Annotated in this window: 19 protein-coding genes; 8 read left to right on the top strand and 11 right to left on the bottom strand. The window is 62.4% G+C overall.

Going from position 1 to position 13,375, the window contains the following annotated elements; all coding sequences use genetic code 11:
- Positions 1-25 precede the first annotated feature (25 nt).
- The 7 genes from JWR51_RS08170 to JWR51_RS08140 form a co-directional block, all read right to left on the bottom strand.
- Positions 26-442, bottom strand: a complete 417-nt coding sequence (locus JWR51_RS08170) for a GFA family protein (protein ID WP_299746114.1) — start codon at positions 440-442, stop codon at positions 26-28.
- Positions 443-452: 10 nt separating this feature from the next.
- Positions 453-917 (bottom strand): SRPBCC domain-containing protein, encoded by a 465-nt coding sequence (locus JWR51_RS08165; RefSeq protein WP_299746112.1) that lies wholly within the window; start codon positions 915-917, stop codon positions 453-455.
- Positions 914-1,243, bottom strand: a complete 330-nt coding sequence (locus tag JWR51_RS08160) for a metalloregulator ArsR/SmtB family transcription factor (RefSeq protein WP_299725304.1) — start codon at positions 1,241-1,243, stop codon at positions 914-916. Before JWR51_RS08160 ends, JWR51_RS08165 begins: the two co-directional genes overlap by 4 nt.
- Positions 1,244-1,390: 147 nt before the next feature.
- Positions 1,391-2,017 (bottom strand): transglutaminase-like cysteine peptidase, encoded by a 627-nt coding sequence (locus JWR51_RS08155; RefSeq protein WP_299746110.1) that lies wholly within the window; start codon positions 2,015-2,017, stop codon positions 1,391-1,393.
- Positions 2,018-2,122: 105 nt separating this feature from the next.
- A complete protein-coding gene (locus JWR51_RS08150) occupies positions 2,123-2,524 on the bottom strand; it encodes a DUF2200 domain-containing protein (protein ID WP_299746107.1) in 402 nt (133 codons plus the stop codon).
- A gap of 63 nt (positions 2,525-2,587) precedes the next feature.
- Positions 2,588-3,220, bottom strand: a complete 633-nt coding sequence (locus tag JWR51_RS08145) for a PilZ domain-containing protein (protein WP_299746105.1) — start codon at positions 3,218-3,220, stop codon at positions 2,588-2,590.
- Between the two features lie 130 nt (positions 3,221-3,350).
- Positions 3,351-3,995 (bottom strand): PAS domain-containing protein, encoded by a 645-nt coding sequence (locus JWR51_RS08140; RefSeq protein WP_299746103.1) that lies wholly within the window; start codon positions 3,993-3,995, stop codon positions 3,351-3,353.
- 178 nt (positions 3,996-4,173) lie between these two features.
- Here JWR51_RS08140 and JWR51_RS08135 point away from each other — a divergent pair, with 178 nt between their 5' ends.
- The gene (locus JWR51_RS08135) at positions 4,174-4,917 is read left to right on the top strand and encodes a rhomboid family intramembrane serine protease (RefSeq protein WP_299746102.1); all 744 of its coding nucleotides are present in this window, start codon (positions 4,174-4,176) and stop codon (positions 4,915-4,917) included.
- Here the strand turns inward: JWR51_RS08135 and hisI are convergent.
- From hisI to folE, 3 genes are all read right to left on the bottom strand, one after another.
- Complete coding sequence (gene hisI / locus JWR51_RS08130; protein ID WP_299746221.1) at positions 4,911-5,357, bottom strand: phosphoribosyl-AMP cyclohydrolase; 447 nt, start codon at positions 5,355-5,357, stop codon at positions 4,911-4,913. The two genes, JWR51_RS08135 and hisI, sit on opposite strands and share 7 nt — an antisense overlap.
- Before the next feature lie 38 nt (positions 5,358-5,395).
- Complete coding sequence (locus JWR51_RS08125; protein ID WP_299746100.1) at positions 5,396-6,229, bottom strand: AraC family transcriptional regulator; 834 nt, start codon at positions 6,227-6,229, stop codon at positions 5,396-5,398.
- Between the two features lie 87 nt (positions 6,230-6,316).
- Positions 6,317-6,937 carry a GTP cyclohydrolase I FolE gene (folE, locus tag JWR51_RS08120; RefSeq protein WP_299746098.1) on the bottom strand — a complete coding sequence of 207 codons (621 nt, stop codon included), beginning with the start codon at positions 6,935-6,937 and terminating at the stop codon, positions 6,317-6,319.
- 151 nt (positions 6,938-7,088) lie between these two features.
- Here folE and JWR51_RS08115 point away from each other — a divergent pair, with 151 nt between their 5' ends.
- Together JWR51_RS08115 and yidD are read left to right on the top strand one after the other, a co-directional pair.
- Positions 7,089-7,541, top strand: coding sequence for an iron-sulfur cluster assembly scaffold protein (locus JWR51_RS08115; protein WP_299746097.1), 453 nt, complete (start codon positions 7,089-7,091; stop codon positions 7,539-7,541).
- Positions 7,541-7,852, top strand: a complete 312-nt coding sequence (gene yidD / locus JWR51_RS08110; protein ID WP_366525564.1) for a membrane protein insertion efficiency factor YidD — start codon at positions 7,541-7,543, stop codon at positions 7,850-7,852. Before JWR51_RS08115 ends, yidD begins: the two co-directional genes overlap by 1 nt.
- Positions 7,853-7,864: 12 nt before the next feature.
- Here the strand turns inward: yidD and JWR51_RS08105 are convergent, their stop codons facing one another.
- Positions 7,865-8,158, bottom strand: a complete 294-nt coding sequence (locus JWR51_RS08105; RefSeq protein ID WP_299746095.1) for a hypothetical protein — start codon at positions 8,156-8,158, stop codon at positions 7,865-7,867.
- Positions 8,159-8,289: 131 nt separating this feature from the next.
- On the opposite strand from JWR51_RS08105, the gene thrS reads away from it, so the two are divergent.
- Genes thrS through JWR51_RS08080 form a run of 5 tightly spaced genes read left to right on the top strand, consistent with a single transcriptional unit; the run spans position 8,290 to position 13,356 of the window.
- On the top strand, positions 8,290-10,269 hold the full coding sequence (thrS, locus tag JWR51_RS08100) for a threonine--tRNA ligase (protein ID WP_299746093.1): 1,980 nt from the start codon (positions 8,290-8,292) through the stop codon (positions 10,267-10,269).
- A gap of 3 nt (positions 10,270-10,272) precedes the next feature.
- Positions 10,273-10,503, top strand: a complete 231-nt coding sequence (locus tag JWR51_RS08095; RefSeq protein WP_299746091.1) for a hypothetical protein — start codon at positions 10,273-10,275, stop codon at positions 10,501-10,503.
- 8 nt (positions 10,504-10,511) lie between these two features.
- Positions 10,512-10,943 (top strand): alternative ribosome rescue aminoacyl-tRNA hydrolase ArfB, encoded by a 432-nt coding sequence (gene arfB / locus JWR51_RS08090; RefSeq protein WP_299746089.1) that lies wholly within the window; start codon positions 10,512-10,514, stop codon positions 10,941-10,943.
- Entirely contained in the window at positions 10,943-12,364 is a 1,422-nt protein-coding gene (locus JWR51_RS08085) for a phosphomannomutase (protein WP_299746088.1), read from the top strand. Before arfB ends, JWR51_RS08085 begins: the two co-directional genes overlap by 1 nt.
- Positions 12,361-13,356: an NAD-dependent epimerase/dehydratase family protein gene (locus JWR51_RS08080; protein WP_299746085.1), complete on the top strand. Its 996-nt coding sequence runs from the start codon at positions 12,361-12,363 to the stop codon at positions 13,354-13,356. The genes JWR51_RS08085 and JWR51_RS08080 overlap by 4 nt, the downstream gene beginning before the upstream one ends.
- The last annotated feature ends 19 nt before the right edge of the window (positions 13,357-13,375 follow it).

Raw genomic sequence — 13,375 nt, 5'->3', positions numbered from 1 at the left:
TGGCCTCATTCGTTAGCGACTACCTTCACATTGGCGGCATCTTTTCGAATTTCGGTACGGTGGGGTCGAGGTGATCCCAGGCGTGGCCGCGCATGGTGTAGGTCGCCATTTGTGGCCGGTATCGGGCTGGATCGTCGAGGCTTGCGGCATGGATGGTGAAGAGATCCGGCATGGCCGAGAAGGTCAGGTAGACGGGAGAACCGCAGGCGGGGCAGAAACCGCGCGTCTTGGTGTTGCCGCTGTCGCCGATCATGTCCCAATGGGTGGCTTTGCCAGTGAGGGTCACCGCCTGGCGGCTCGGGAACGTCAGGTAGGAACCGTGGCCGGTGCCGCTCGTGCTCTGGCAATCGCGGCACTGGCAATCGTTCATCGCTATCGGCTCGGCCGAGATTTCGTAGCGGATCACGCCGCAGGCGCATCCTCCGGTGTAGGGCTGGCTCATCTGCTAGTCCTCAGGCCTGCTCGTCGATGATGGTGGTGAGGCGGGGGACGATTTTCTTCCAGCCCTCACTCATGTTCTGGAACGCGACATCGTTCACCGGCATGACGAAGCCGGAATGGACGAGGCGAAGGCGGGTGCCGCCGTCGACCTTGGAAAGAATGAACGTGACCCGTGTGTCGAGCCGCGAACCGTAGCCCTGATTGCTCTCGTGGCCGCCTTTCCAGGCGTAGACGAAACGCTCGTTGGGGATCACCTCCAATACCTGGCATCGAATGACGCCATCCCAAAGACCGGCCGGCGTGGTCTGATAGGTGAAATGGGTACCAGGGACGGGCGCGAACCCTTTTGGCGCCATCAGCCAGCGCTCAATGAGCGCGCCATTGGTCAGCGCATTCCAGATGGTCTCGGGTGTGTGTGGGAAGACTTCGTCGACGACGATGTCCTGCGTGGCGGGTTTCAACGCGGCGTCGGTCATGGATCGATTTCCTTGAGAAGAGTGCGAAGATTGGCGAAGCGCTCGCGCCAGAACACGCCGTAATGGCTCATCCAATCGACCAGCGGGGCGAGGCCCTCAGGCTCGGCGCGGTAATAGACATTGCGACCCTCGGGGCGCTCGGCGACCAGGCCGGCCTGCTTGAGGGCCTTGAGGTGTTGGGAAACGGCACCCTGCGTCACGCCGCTGCCGCGCGTCAGTTCGACGACGGTGATCTCATTGGCGCTGACGATTTGCTCGAACACGGCTCGCCGCGTGGGATCGGCGAGGGCGCGCATGACGGCGTTGATGGGGGCGGCTTGGGTCATAACGAACCAATAGCGAACGCTAATTGATGAGTCAATGCTAATTGGTTTGCTAAAACAATGAGGCCAGTTTCGCTTACGCGGAACTGGCCTCATTCATCGGGCCCCTATCAGGGATAGGCTTTTGGCGGGACCCGGAAACTTCTGTCTTTAGTTCGCCGCGGCCACGATGACTGGGCGGTCGTCGATCATGTCGACCCATTTGCCGGCATCGGCCTGGGATTGGCGCTTGATGTAATGGTAGGGCGTTTCGCTCCAGAGGCTCACTTCGCCTACCTGGTTGTCGAGGACGAGATCGCCGCGGTCGGTGCGCACCATCAGTACGGCATGGCCGTCGCCATTGCGTTCGCGAACCACGGCCATCAACAGGGTGCTGGCGGGCCAGCCGGCGGCGATCAGGTCGCGGCGCTTTTCCAGCGCGATGTCTTCGCAATCGCCATAGCCGTTGGGATAGGTCCAGAATTCGGAGACGTTGTAGAGGTCCTGATCGGTCACCGGCACCACGGTCTGGTTGACGGTAGCGTTGACGGTGAGCAACTGGCTCCAGGAGGCTTCGTCCAGGTTGACGGCAGGCACGACCACGGCATTAGGCCGGCATTCATCGCGGTGGGTCTTGCAGAACTCGGCGGCGCCGACCGGAATAGAGGTAGTGGCATCGAGCGTCTGGATGAAAGCGACGTTGGACGTGTCGAAGGCGTGGGCCGGCGCGATGACCGCCGCCAGAGCCAGAACTGCGCCAATCAGCGCCGCCGGCAGTCCCTTTTGAGTGAATGACATTGTTGATCTCCCTGATGGAGACCAACCTAGGGGGACCGAATTTCGTCGGTCCGAAAACTACAATGCAGTTTTGAATCGAGTTTTATCGACCTGATTCAGGCGCGATTAACTATGCGGAACAGGGGCTTGGGTGGTGGCGCTCAGTTTCTGAGTCCGCAGGATTTTCTCCATGGCCTTGCCCTTGGCCAGTTCGTCCACGAGTTTGTCCATGTAGCGGATTTCGCGCATGAGGGGTTCTTCGATATCCTCCACGCGAATGCCGCAGACGACGCCGGTGATCAACGACCGGGACGGGTTCATGTGCGGAGCCTGGGCGAAAAAGTCCTCGAGATTGGTCTTGTTGACCAATTCCCGCTGCAGCGTTTCGGGGTTGTGGCCGGTGAGCCAGCAGATGACCTCTTCCAGCTCGGACTGGCTACGCGCCTTTTTCTCGACCTTCGTCACATAGTGCGGATAAACACTGGCGAGGCTGATCGAATAGATCCGGTGCTTTTGCTTTGTGTCCATGCGTCCTCCTTCGCCAAGCAGGCTAGCGGCTGAGGCGGTCGGGGCGCAAGACCGATGAGGTGGCTAGTTCATGCGCAGGTTCTGCTGCACCACGGTCAGCATTTCCTGGGCGGAGGCGAATTCGACGGCGACGCCATTCTGGAAATGGCGGACCACGCGGGCGCGCATGCGGCCCAGGGTGACGGGCGTGCCCATGGCGGGGCGCACATCGAGTTCGATGGCGGCGCCGGAGAGCGAGATATCGATGATCTTGCAGTTATAGCGACGGCCATCGTCGAGCACGACGGTGGAATGGCGGTTGTCGGGCACGACGCGTTCGTGGCGGCGATCCTCGGGCAGATTGAGGACGTCCTTGTTGGCCAGCCAGGTGAGCTGGGCGGCCATCCTGTCACGCTTGCGCGGGGAGGCGGCCACTTCCATCAGGAAACCACCCTCGACCTGTTCGATGATGGTGCCTTCGATGCGCCCGATATGATCGATATAGGCGATGACGCGCTCACCGACGACGCCGGAGACCGGCGCGATAACCATGGCTTCGCCGGGCGACATCTCCAGCACCTGGCAGGGGAACTCACGGCGATCGGCCAGCATGTAGCGGCCGAGCACGGAAACCTTCACGCGCTGGAAGCGCACTTTTTCGGCGCGCGTCCGCAACGGGGCGATGAACTGCGGAGATGGAATATCGTCGCTGAGCATGCGCATGACCGATAAAAAGCTGTGACTCTATGATCACGCTATCGGGTTTTGGTTAACGCATGGTTGTATCTGCCGGCATTGAAGCGCGGCAAATCAGGTTCAAATTGGTCGTCGCCGCGCAGCAGTTTGCTTACTGACGGCCACCATCGATGACCGCCAGATGGGCATAGCGGCGAGCGCTGCGCCCGAACACTACTGCGGGCATGGCGACCGGCGAGGAGTAGCCGATATCGCTGTTGACCGTGGTGGCCACGTCGCTGGCAACGTCCTGCATCGCCACGTCGTCCGGCCAGATCAGGCGCAGTCCGGTGATGCGCTGTTCCATGATCGGCTGCACGCCGAGCCAATAGGGCTCATCAAGGGCGGTCATGGCGCCAAGCATGCGGGTATGGGTCGAGCCGTTGTGGCGCAGCGGCATCAGGATGGTCTCGAAGCTGGTCTTGGTGTTGATCGCGGTGGTGCCCTGGAAGGTCACGAGGGCGACGGCATGATCTTCGGTGACGGCGCGCATCAGGGTATCGAGCGCGTCCTTGTCGCGTTCATGCCAGAGGCCGGAGAAGGAGCGGCCCTTGAGTTCGCGCGAATAGGCAGTGCAGAGGTGCGAGCCAGCCAGGCGGAACGAGAATTTCTCGTCTTCATCCAGTTCCAGGATGAAGGTATTAGCCAGGGCTTCGCGAATGCGGGTTGGGTCGATATCCTTGCGGTCGGGAGCGCTGCGCGCACCGCGAATGCCGTTCCAATATTCGTAGAGCGTCTTGGTGCTCGTCTTTTGCATTCGTCATGACCCAAATGGACTCGCGCTCGACCCCAAAGGGAACGCTTCCGCCGTGGGATGACATTGGCAAAAGGGCGGGGCAAAAGCGCCATTAAAGGATAGTTAAGGTTAACGTGGGTGTCCCAATGTGGAAAAGAAGTGCCAGAGCGGCGTGGCGCCTGCGAGTCGGAGCGAAGTGATGAGTGAACAAGGACCACACGCGCCGGGCTCGGAAAATGTCAGGGCGAGCGGGCGCGAGCCGGTTTTCCTGCTGCCGGGCGTGATTACGGCGATGATCGGCGTCATGGTCGCCATTCAGGCGGCGTCAACCTTTGTTCTTAACCAGGATGGATATGGGCAACTGATTTTCTGGTTCGCGTTTCTGCCGCTGCGCATAGTGGCGGCCGGAGACAACCTGTCGCTGGGGCTGCCGCTGATCTGGACGCCGTTTACCCATGCGCTGCTGCATGGCGGCTGGGACCACCTGCTGATCAACATGGCGTGGCTGGCGATTTTCGGAACGCCGATCGCGCGGCGCTATGGGGCGGGGCCGACGCTGATTCTGTTCTTTGTGTCCTCAGCGGCCGGTGCGGCGCTCTTCGCGGCGACGACGCTGTGGAGCGGAGCCTATCTGGTGGGTGCATCGGGCGGGATAGCCGGCCTGACGGGGGCGGCGGTGCGGTTCATTTTCCAGCCGGTGCTGGTGATGCAGAATCCCGAGACGGGCGAGCGCGTGCCGGTGGGGCGGCGACTGGCGAGTTTCGCCGATCTGGCCAAGGACACGCGGGCGCGCATGTTCATCCTAATCTGGGTGGTGCTGAACGCCGCCGTGCCGCTGCTCCCGATTTTCACCGGCACCAATGTGCAGGTGGCCTGGCAGGCGCATCTGGGCGGGTTTTTCGCGGGGTTCCTTCTTGTCGGTCTGTTCGAACGACGTCAGTAAACGTCCTTGGGGTCGAAGAGTTTGGGTAGGCCGGTGTCTTCCAGCGTCGCGGCCCCGTCCTTGGTGACCACGCGGCGGTAGAAGCAGGATTTGCGCCCGGTGTGGCAGGCGGCGCCGCGGCCGGTTTGTTCGACCAGCAACACGATGGCGTCCTGGTCGCAATCGACGCGCAATTCGACCACGCGCTGCAATTCGCCGGAGCTTTCGCCCTTTTTCCAGATTTTGCCGCGCGACCGGGACCAGTAATGCGCGAAGCCGGTTTCCAGCGTCAGTGCCAGGGCCTCGGCATTCATATGGGCGAGCATCAGCAACTCGTTGCTGCCGGCCTCCATGGTGACGGCGGTGACGAGGCCGTTCGCATCGAAGGCGGGCGCGAGGGTGGCGCCTTCTTCGAGTTCGGCATGGCTGAGGGTTTTGGCGTCGGCAAAGGTGAGGGTCATGGCGCGGTTTTTATACCGCGCCATGAGATTGCGCCAGATCAGGCCTTGAGGCCGAACCAGATTTCGATGTCGCCGGCGCCGGTGGCCGTATCGAAGGCGGGGCCGTAATATTCGAGGAAGGCGACGGGGGCGTCGCTCAGCTCCCGGCCGGCATTGGCGAGCCATTCGGAGGCAGCGCCGATGGTCGCGCGGATGGTAGTGACGTCGCCCCGATGCACGAAACGTGCCCAGTTCAGGGCAGGAGTGGTGATGCGCTTGAGTTCGGGCTGAACATCGACGCCTTCGCGCACCTCGACGGCGACGATATAGTCAAAATCGCCGTCTTCTATGCCACAGACTATACCATAGGCGGCGTCGGAGACGGCCCCCTCGACATTGCCGATATAGGCCTGGAACTGCTGCCATTGGGCCGGAATACCGGCCGGATTGTTCATGGGATGGCGCTGGGCGATGCCGGCGAAGTGCATGCGCGAGCGGGTTTCGAAACGGGGCGGGGCGATATCGATTGTTGCGGTGGTATCCATGCGTTGAGGCTCCACAAGTTGGATGCTGTCCAGATTACGCCCGCGGCGAAGTTCGTCCGGCGTGAGGCCGAACTGATCGCCGAAAGCGCGGGTGAATGCCTCGTGCGAGCCGTAGCCGGCATCGAGCGCTACCGACAGAATATCGGGAGCACCATCGGCCAGCTTCCGGGCTGCTTCGGTGAGCCGTCGGGCCCGCATATACCCTGAGATCGAATAGCCGGTGGCCAGCGGAAAGGCGCGCGACAGGTAGGATTTCGACCGGCCGGTGACTTCCACCAGATCATCCAGCGATACCGGTTCGGTGAGCCGGCTTTCGAGGACCCAGAGCATTTTGGCGACGTCGGACATGGGCAGAACTCGCTTGAGACGCCGATTCTATGCCACGGCGCGAGCCGACGCATTTGATCGCGCATGCACAGCGAGTCTAGCGCAGGATCAACGCTTGATCATGGCGAAGAAGCGATCCTGCTCGACGCGGTCTTCGGCAAAGACGCCGGTGAAGCGGTGGGTGATGGTGGCGACGCCGTGGGCGCGCACGCCGCGCATGGTCATGCACATGTGCTCGGCCTCGAGCATCACGGCGACGCCGCGCGGGCCCAGATGCTCGTTGAGCGCGTCGATGATCTGTGCAGTAAGATTTTCCTGGGTCTGCAGGCGGCGCGCGAACACCTCCACGAGCCGGGCGAGCTTGGACAGGCCGACGACGCCGTCGTGGGGCAGGTAGGCGATGTGGGCCTTTCCGACGAAGGGCACCATGTGGTGCTCGCAATGCGAATGGAACGGGATATCGCGCATCAGCACGATATCATCGTAGCCGCCGACTTCCTTGAAGGTGCGGCTGAGGATTTCCTTGGGGCTCTGGTCGTAGCCGGCAAACAGCTCGCCATAGGAGCGGGCGACGCGGGCCGGAGTTTCCAGCAGGCCCTCGCGAGTCGGATCATCGCCGGCCCAGGCGATCAGCGTGCGCACCGCGGCCTCGGCCTCGGCCTGGCTGGGACGAAGGCGTGTGGGCAAGGCAGTCGGCTCGGTATCGAGGGGCTGTACACGGGCGTCCATAAGTCGGTTCCTTGGCTTGGCACAACTTCAGATGCGCTGACGTGGATAGGGTTCCCGTGAGCAATGATAATTCTTTGCCATGGCAGCCCACGCGGGACACCCTATATAAGTGGGTAGACCCAAGCCGACAAGAAACAGATTTGTGCGTTTCATGGACCTTAGCGATCTCTATTCCGAAAAAATCCTCGATCTGGCTGCAAACGCCGTGCAGCCGGCGCGGTTGGCTGCGCCCGATGCGTCGGCCCGCAAGGTGAGCCGGGTTTGCGGCTCGGTGATCGAGGTGGACCTGGCGGTGCGCGACGGCGTCGTGGTCGAATATGGGCATGATATTTCCGCCTGCGCGCTGGGGCAGACCTCGGCAGCAGTTGTGGCGCGTGAAATCGTTGGCACGCCGGTGGACGAGGTTCGGGCGCTGCGGGCGCAGATGCACGCCATGCTCAAGGAGAATGGGGCGCCGCCGACGGGCAAGTGGAGCGACCTCAAATATCTCGAGCCGGTGCGTGAATATCGGCCGCGGCATACCTCGACGCTGCTGGTGTTCGACGCGATGGTCGACGCGCTGGATAAAATCGAGTCGGTGGAATCGGTTAGAGCCGCCGGTTGATGGGTAGAGTCATCGACATGATGTGGCGGGTGATCGACTGGCCGTTCAAGCTGGTCGCGGTCACGCTGATCCAGATCTATCGCTATACGCTTTCGGCTTTCGTGGGGCGGACCTGCCGGCACGCGCCAACCTGCTCGGAATATACCCGCGACGCCATCTGGCAGCACGGGTTTTGGCCCGGCGGGTGGATGGGGCTGGCCCGGGTGGTGCGGTGCCGGCCGGGCGGAACGCATGGCTATGATCCGGTGCCGGTTGTCGCGCCGGAGCGGGCGCACTGGTTTGCGCCATGGACCTATGGAAGCTGGCGTTGAAGCGGACGTTTGCTATGGCGTGCGAACTTGCGCCAGCCGCTCGATCAGGCTTTCGATTTGGCGGTCACCCCGTGCCTCGAGCCGACTTTCGACGTTGGTAAGCCGCCCACCAATTTCGGATTTGATCATAAGTTCCAAATCCGAAGGCATGTCGACAAGTCGGCGGTCGAGCCGACGGTTTTGTTCGGCGAGACCGACCACCAGCGTCCTGACGTCGCCCATTTCCTGACGCAGCGCCCTTTGCTCATCGAGGATGCGCTCCAACTGGCGCCCGATAAACTGCAAATCGACTATTTGATCGGTCATTTTTGCTCCTGACACCAATATATGACGCCAATTGCCAACTGCCTAGAGGCTGGATTTGGCGGAGAACCGTGCTAGACAAGCCGCCTTGCAGCAAAGGTCGCTGCATCAATCCAATTTCTGGAGATTTGAAAATGACGATCAAGGTGACGTTCCCCGACGGTGCAGCTCGCGACTATGCGCGTGGCACCACCGGGACCACCATCGTCGAAGGCATCTCCAAGAGCCTGGCGAAGAAGACGGTCGCAATGCGCTGGAATGGCGTGTTGAGCGATCTGTCCGACGCGCTGGACGCCGACGGCAAAATCGAATTCGTGACGCGCGATAGCGGGTCGGCGGACGTGCTGGAACTGATCCGGCACGACACGGCGCATGTGCTTGCCGAAGCGGTGCAGGAGCTGTGGCCGACGACGCAGGTGACGATCGGGCCGGTGATCGAGAACGGCTTCTACTACGACTTCAAGCGCGACGAGCCGTTCAGCGAGGACGATTTCCCGGTCATCGAAAAGAAGATGGCCGAGATCATCGATCGCGGGGCGGCGTTCACCAAGGAAGTGTGGACGCGCGACCAGGCCAAGGCGTTCTTCAATGCGCGCGGCGAGAACTTCAAGGTCGAGTTGGTCGATGCCATTCCGGCTGACCAGTCGCTCAAGATGTACAAGCAGGGCCAGTGGATCGACCTCTGCCGTGGCCCGCATATGCGCACGGTCAAGGATATCGGCAACGCGTTCAAGCTGACCAAGGTGGCCGGCGCCTATTGGCGTGGCGATAGCAATAATCCTGTGCTGAGCCGGATTTACGGCACGGCGTTTGCTACCAAGGAAGAGCTGGACGCGTATCTCCACATGATGGCAGAGGCCGAGAAGCGCGATCACCGAAAGATCGGGCAGGAGATGGATTTGTACCATTTCCAGCCGGAAGCGCAGGGGTCGGTGTTCTGGCATCCCAAAGGTTACGTGCTCTACAACCAGATGGAGACCTATATCCGTCGCCGGCTGAACTCGTCGGGCTATGTCGAGGTGAAGACGCCGCAATTGATGAGTTCGAAGTTCTGGGAAGCCTCCGGCCACTGGGGCAAGTATCGCGAAAACATGTTCGTGGTGCCTGACGAAGTGCCCGGCACGGAAGAGGAAGGCCCGGTTTTGAGCGGCAAGAGCGACCTGATGGCGCTCAAGCCGATGAACTGCCCGGCCCATATCCAGATCTTCAACCAGGGCATCAAGTCTTATCGCGATCTGCCGCTGCGGATGGCCGAATTCGGCTGCTGCCATCGCAATGAGGCGCATGGCGCACTGCATGGGCTGATGCGCGTGCGGCAGATGACGCAGGACGATGCGCACATCTTCTGCCGCGAGGACCAGATCCAGAGCGAAACCGAGCATTTCGTGCATCTGCTCTATTCGGTCTACGCACACATGGGCTTTTCGGATGTGGTGATTAAGCTCGCCACGCGGCCGGAGAAGTTCGGCGGCACCGTCGAGCGTTGGGACGCGGCCGAGAAGGCGCTGGGCGATGCTCTGCGCGCGACCGGCTATGACTTCGAGATCGCCGAGGGCGAGGGCGCGTTCTATGCGCCCAAGCTGGAATTCCACCTCAAGGACGCCATCGGGCGTTCGTGGCAGGTGGGAACGTTGCAGCTCGACTATGTGCTGCCGGAGCGGCTGGACGCCACCTACGTGGCCGAGGACGGTTCGCGCAAGTATGCGGTGATGCTGCACCGGGCGATCCTTGGGTCGCTGGAGCGGTTCATCGGCATGATGATCGAGTCCTATGCGGGCAAGATGCCGATGTGGCTGGCGCCGGTGCAGGTTGTGGTCGCCACCATCGTTTCGGAGGCCGACGAGACCGCCGAGAAGCTGGTGCGGCAGTTGCGCTCGGCCGGTATCCGGGCGGAGCTGGACGTGCGAAACGAGAAGATCAACTACAAGGTGCGTGAGCACTCGGTGGGCAAGGTGCCGTTGATGTTCGTCGTTGGCAAGCGCGAGGCCGAGGAGGGCACTGTGTCGGTGCGCCGCCTCGGAACCGAAGGGCAGAAGGTTGTGCCGTTCATGGATGCGCTGGTTGAGTTGATGGCGGAAGCGACCCCGCCGGACCTCAAGGCCAAGGCTGCCTGATCGATGCCGCAGCGTCCGTCCAATCGCGAGATCAAGGCGCTTACCCATCTGGGTGAGGAGAACGCGCTTGGGCCGGACGATTTCAAGGATATCGGCGAGAAGACTTTCGCCGGTATGCTCAAAAAAGGCTGGGTGGTCCCTGCAGAGGGGCTGCCCGGCAAATACAGGGCGACCATCAAGGGCCTCACGATCCACGAGGGTGAGATCATTTTTGCCGGTCGATACCGGAACTAGATGATGCGATGCCCGATCCGATAGAGATCACACCCCGGATCAGCATCGACTCCAGCGAGCTGGAGGAGACGTTCGTGCGCAGTGCCGGGCCGGGCGGGCAGAATGTCAACAAGGTGTCGAGCGCGGTGCAACTGCGGTTCGATCTGATGAATTCGCCCAATATTCCCGAGCCGATGAAGCGGCGCGTTGCGGTGCTGGCGGGGCGCAAGCTGACCAAGCAGGGCGTGCTCGTCATCACCGCCAATTCGCACCGCGACCAGCCGATGAACCGCGCCGACGCGCAGGAGCGGCTGGTGGCGCTGCTCAAGGAAGGCGCGGTCGCGCCGAAATTCCGGGTGGCGACGCGGCCGACATTAGCTTCGAAAAAGCGGCGACTGGAGGGGAAATCGATCCGTTCCGTCACCAAGACGATGCGGCGCGACATTCCGGATGGGGATTGATGGATAGTGTGAAATTCGGCACCAGTGGGTTGCGTGGGCTGGCGGTTGACCTGCAAGGGCAGGCGGCGCGGCGCTATACGGCGGCGTTCCTGCGGCATCTGAAGGGCCTTGGGGCGCTCGTTAGCGACCGGGTGTATCTGGCGCGCGATTTCCGGGCGTCGAGTGCTGCGATCACGGCGGACTGCGCGGCCGCAATTGAAGCGCATGGATTGCGGCCAATAGACTGCGGAGCACTGCCGACGCCGGCACTGGCTCTACACGCAATGGCGGCGCAGAGCCCATCGATCATGATCACCGGCAGCCATATTCCGGCGGATCGGAACGGGCTCAAGTTTTACACCCCGAGCGGCGAAATCAGCAAAGCCGATGAGGCGGGGATTCTGGCGGCGCTGCGGGATGAGCAGATTGCGGACGCCGCGCTGCCGGTTGCGCATGAGCATGTGGCGGCGATCGAGCGCTATGTTGCGCGGTTTGCCGATCTGGCGCCGGCAGGCTCGCTGCGGGGTTGGCGGATCGGTGTGTTCGAGCACTCCACGGTGGCGCGGGACATTCTGGGCGCCATCCTGCACCGCGCTGGTGCTGAAATTGTGCCGCTGGGCCGGGTGGATGGGTTTGTAGCGGTCGATACCGAGGCATTCGGCGATGCGGTGTTTGCGCCGCTCAAGGGTTGGATTGCTTCCGAAAAGCTGGACGCCATTGTCTCGGCCGATGGCGATGGCGACCGGCCGTTGCTGATGGACAAGCAGGGCGCGTTCGTGCGGGGGGATGTGCTGGGGCTGCTGGCGGCGCGCTATCTTGGCGCGGATGCGGTGGTGACGCCGGTGACGTCCAATAGCGCTATCGAGAAGACTGGGTTTTTCCCGAAGGTGATCCGCACCAAGGTGGGGTCGCCCTTTGTGGTGGCGGGCATTGCGGAGGCGATTGTGGGGGGAGCGTCTGTCGTCGTGGGGTTCGAGGCGAATGGCGGGACGCTGCTCGGCACGCCGGCGCTTGTCGGGGGCGGCGAGATTTCGGCATTGCCAACGCGGGATGCGGTGTTGCCACTGCTCAGTGCGCTGGCATTGGCGGCGCGGCAGGGTGTGAACCTGGCGGAATTGGTGGCGAGCCTGCCGCTGCAATTTGCGGCGAGCGATCGGCTGGAGCATGTGCCGGGCGAGAAAAGCACGGCGCTGCTGGGGCGGCTGGCGGATGATGCGGACTATGCTGCGGCGTTTTTTGCGCCGGATCATGAGATCGAGCGGTTGTCGCAGATCGATGGGCTGCAGTTCTGGACGCGGGCGGGGGAGATGGTGCATTTCCGGGCGTCGGGCAATGCGCCGGAGTTGCGCTGCTATGTCGAGAGTGGGTCGGAAGCGGGCGCACGGGCCTTGCTGCAGTGGGGTTTGGGGGCAGCCGCTGGCGCGCTGAAGGAATTGCCGTGAACATATTCGTGACGGGTACGGCCGGCTTTATCGGGTTTCACCTGGCGCGGCGGTTGTTGGCCGATGGGCATAGCGTCACCGGCTATGATGGGATGACGCCGTTTTATGACGATGGGCTGAAGGCTGGGCGGATGGCGCTGCTGTCGAACCAGGCGGGTTTTCATGGCGTGCGGGGTATGCTCGAGGACGCCGCGGGGCTGACCGAGGCGCTGCGGGCCAGCCAGGCTGAGATCGTGGTTCATCTGGCGGCGCAGGCGGGGGTTCGCTACAGCATCGAAGCGCCGGAGACCTATATCAGCTCCAATCTGGTGGGCACTGCGAACCTGCTGGAGGCGGTGCGGGCGCATCGACCGCGACATCTGGTGTTTGCCTCGACCAGCTCGGTCTATGGCGGCAATCTGAAAATGCCATTCGCCGAAACCGATCATTCCAATAATCCGGTCTCGCTCTACGCCGCCACCAAGAAGGGCGGCGAGGCCATGGTGCATGCCTATGCGCACCTATGGGGCATCCCGGCGACCAGCATGAGGTTTTTTACCGTCTACGGGCCCTGGGGGCGTCCGGATATGGCGGCGCTGAAATTCGTGCGGGCGATCGAGGCGGGCGAGGCCATCGAGGTCTATGGCGAAGGCCGGATGCGGCGTGATTTCACCTATGTCGATGATCTGGTCGAGGCCATCGCGCGGATCATCGACCGACCGCCGGTGGCGGGTGAAGCGCTGGAGGGTGACACCCTATCGCCGGTAGCGCCGAGCCGGATCGTCAATCTGGGTGGCGGGCAGCCGCGCGAATTGATGGATTTCATTGCGGCAATCGAAGCGGCGCTGGGCAAGAAGGCCAGGCTCGATTTCCTGCCGATGCAGCAGGGCGACGTGGTGGAAACCTATTCGGATGTGTCGCTGCTGCGGCAGTTGATCGGAGCGGTGCCGCAGACCTCGATCGAAGAGGGCGCCGCCCGGCTGGTTGAGTGGTACCGGCAGTTCTACAGGTAGGCGGCCCCGTCGGAGCGGG

The sequence above is a fragment of the Devosia sp. genome (assembly GCF_028290625.1).
In the GTDB taxonomy this organism is placed as follows: domain Bacteria; phylum Pseudomonadota; class Alphaproteobacteria; order Rhizobiales; family Devosiaceae; genus Devosia.
This window is presented reverse-complemented; position numbering and strand designations above follow the sequence as displayed.

What these genes read in the sequence shown, in the direction of transcription:
- JWR51_RS08170 (WP_299746114.1), bottom strand. Translation starts at nt 442, where the DNA reads ATGAGCCAGCCCTACACCGGAGGATGCGCCTGCGGCGTGATCCGCTAC.
- JWR51_RS08165 (WP_299746112.1), bottom strand. Translation starts at nt 917, where the DNA reads ATGACCGACGCCGCGTTGAAACCCGCCACGCAGGACATCGTCGTCGAC.
- JWR51_RS08160 (WP_299725304.1), bottom strand. Translation starts at nt 1,243, where the DNA reads ATGACCCAAGCCGCCCCCATCAACGCCGTCATGCGCGCCCTCGCCGAT.
- JWR51_RS08155 (WP_299746110.1), bottom strand. Translation starts at nt 2,017, where the DNA reads ATGTCATTCACTCAAAAGGGACTGCCGGCGGCGCTGATTGGCGCAGTT.
- JWR51_RS08150 (WP_299746107.1), bottom strand. Translation starts at nt 2,524, where the DNA reads ATGGACACAAAGCAAAAGCACCGGATCTATTCGATCAGCCTCGCCAGT.
- JWR51_RS08145 (WP_299746105.1), bottom strand. Translation starts at nt 3,220, where the DNA reads ATGCTCAGCGACGATATTCCATCTCCGCAGTTCATCGCCCCGTTGCGG.
- JWR51_RS08140 (WP_299746103.1), bottom strand. Translation starts at nt 3,995, where the DNA reads ATGCAAAAGACGAGCACCAAGACGCTCTACGAATATTGGAACGGCATT.
- JWR51_RS08135 (WP_299746102.1), top strand. Translation starts at nt 4,174, where the DNA reads ATGAGTGAACAAGGACCACACGCGCCGGGCTCGGAAAATGTCAGGGCG.
- hisI (WP_299746221.1), bottom strand. Translation starts at nt 5,357, where the DNA reads ATGACCCTCACCTTTGCCGACGCCAAAACCCTCAGCCATGCCGAACTC.
- JWR51_RS08125 (WP_299746100.1), bottom strand. Translation starts at nt 6,229, where the DNA reads ATGTCCGACGTCGCCAAAATGCTCTGGGTCCTCGAAAGCCGGCTCACC.
- folE (WP_299746098.1), bottom strand. Translation starts at nt 6,937, where the DNA reads ATGGACGCCCGTGTACAGCCCCTCGATACCGAGCCGACTGCCTTGCCC.
- JWR51_RS08115 (WP_299746097.1), top strand. Translation starts at nt 7,089, where the DNA reads ATGGACCTTAGCGATCTCTATTCCGAAAAAATCCTCGATCTGGCTGCA.
- yidD (WP_366525564.1), top strand. Translation starts at nt 7,541, where the DNA reads ATGGGTAGAGTCATCGACATGATGTGGCGGGTGATCGACTGGCCGTTC.
- JWR51_RS08105 (WP_299746095.1), bottom strand. Translation starts at nt 8,158, where the DNA reads ATGACCGATCAAATAGTCGATTTGCAGTTTATCGGGCGCCAGTTGGAG.
- thrS (WP_299746093.1), top strand. Translation starts at nt 8,290, where the DNA reads ATGACGATCAAGGTGACGTTCCCCGACGGTGCAGCTCGCGACTATGCG.
- JWR51_RS08095 (WP_299746091.1), top strand. Translation starts at nt 10,273, where the DNA reads ATGCCGCAGCGTCCGTCCAATCGCGAGATCAAGGCGCTTACCCATCTG.
- arfB (WP_299746089.1), top strand. Translation starts at nt 10,512, where the DNA reads ATGCCCGATCCGATAGAGATCACACCCCGGATCAGCATCGACTCCAGC.
- JWR51_RS08085 (WP_299746088.1), top strand. Translation starts at nt 10,943, where the DNA reads ATGGATAGTGTGAAATTCGGCACCAGTGGGTTGCGTGGGCTGGCGGTT.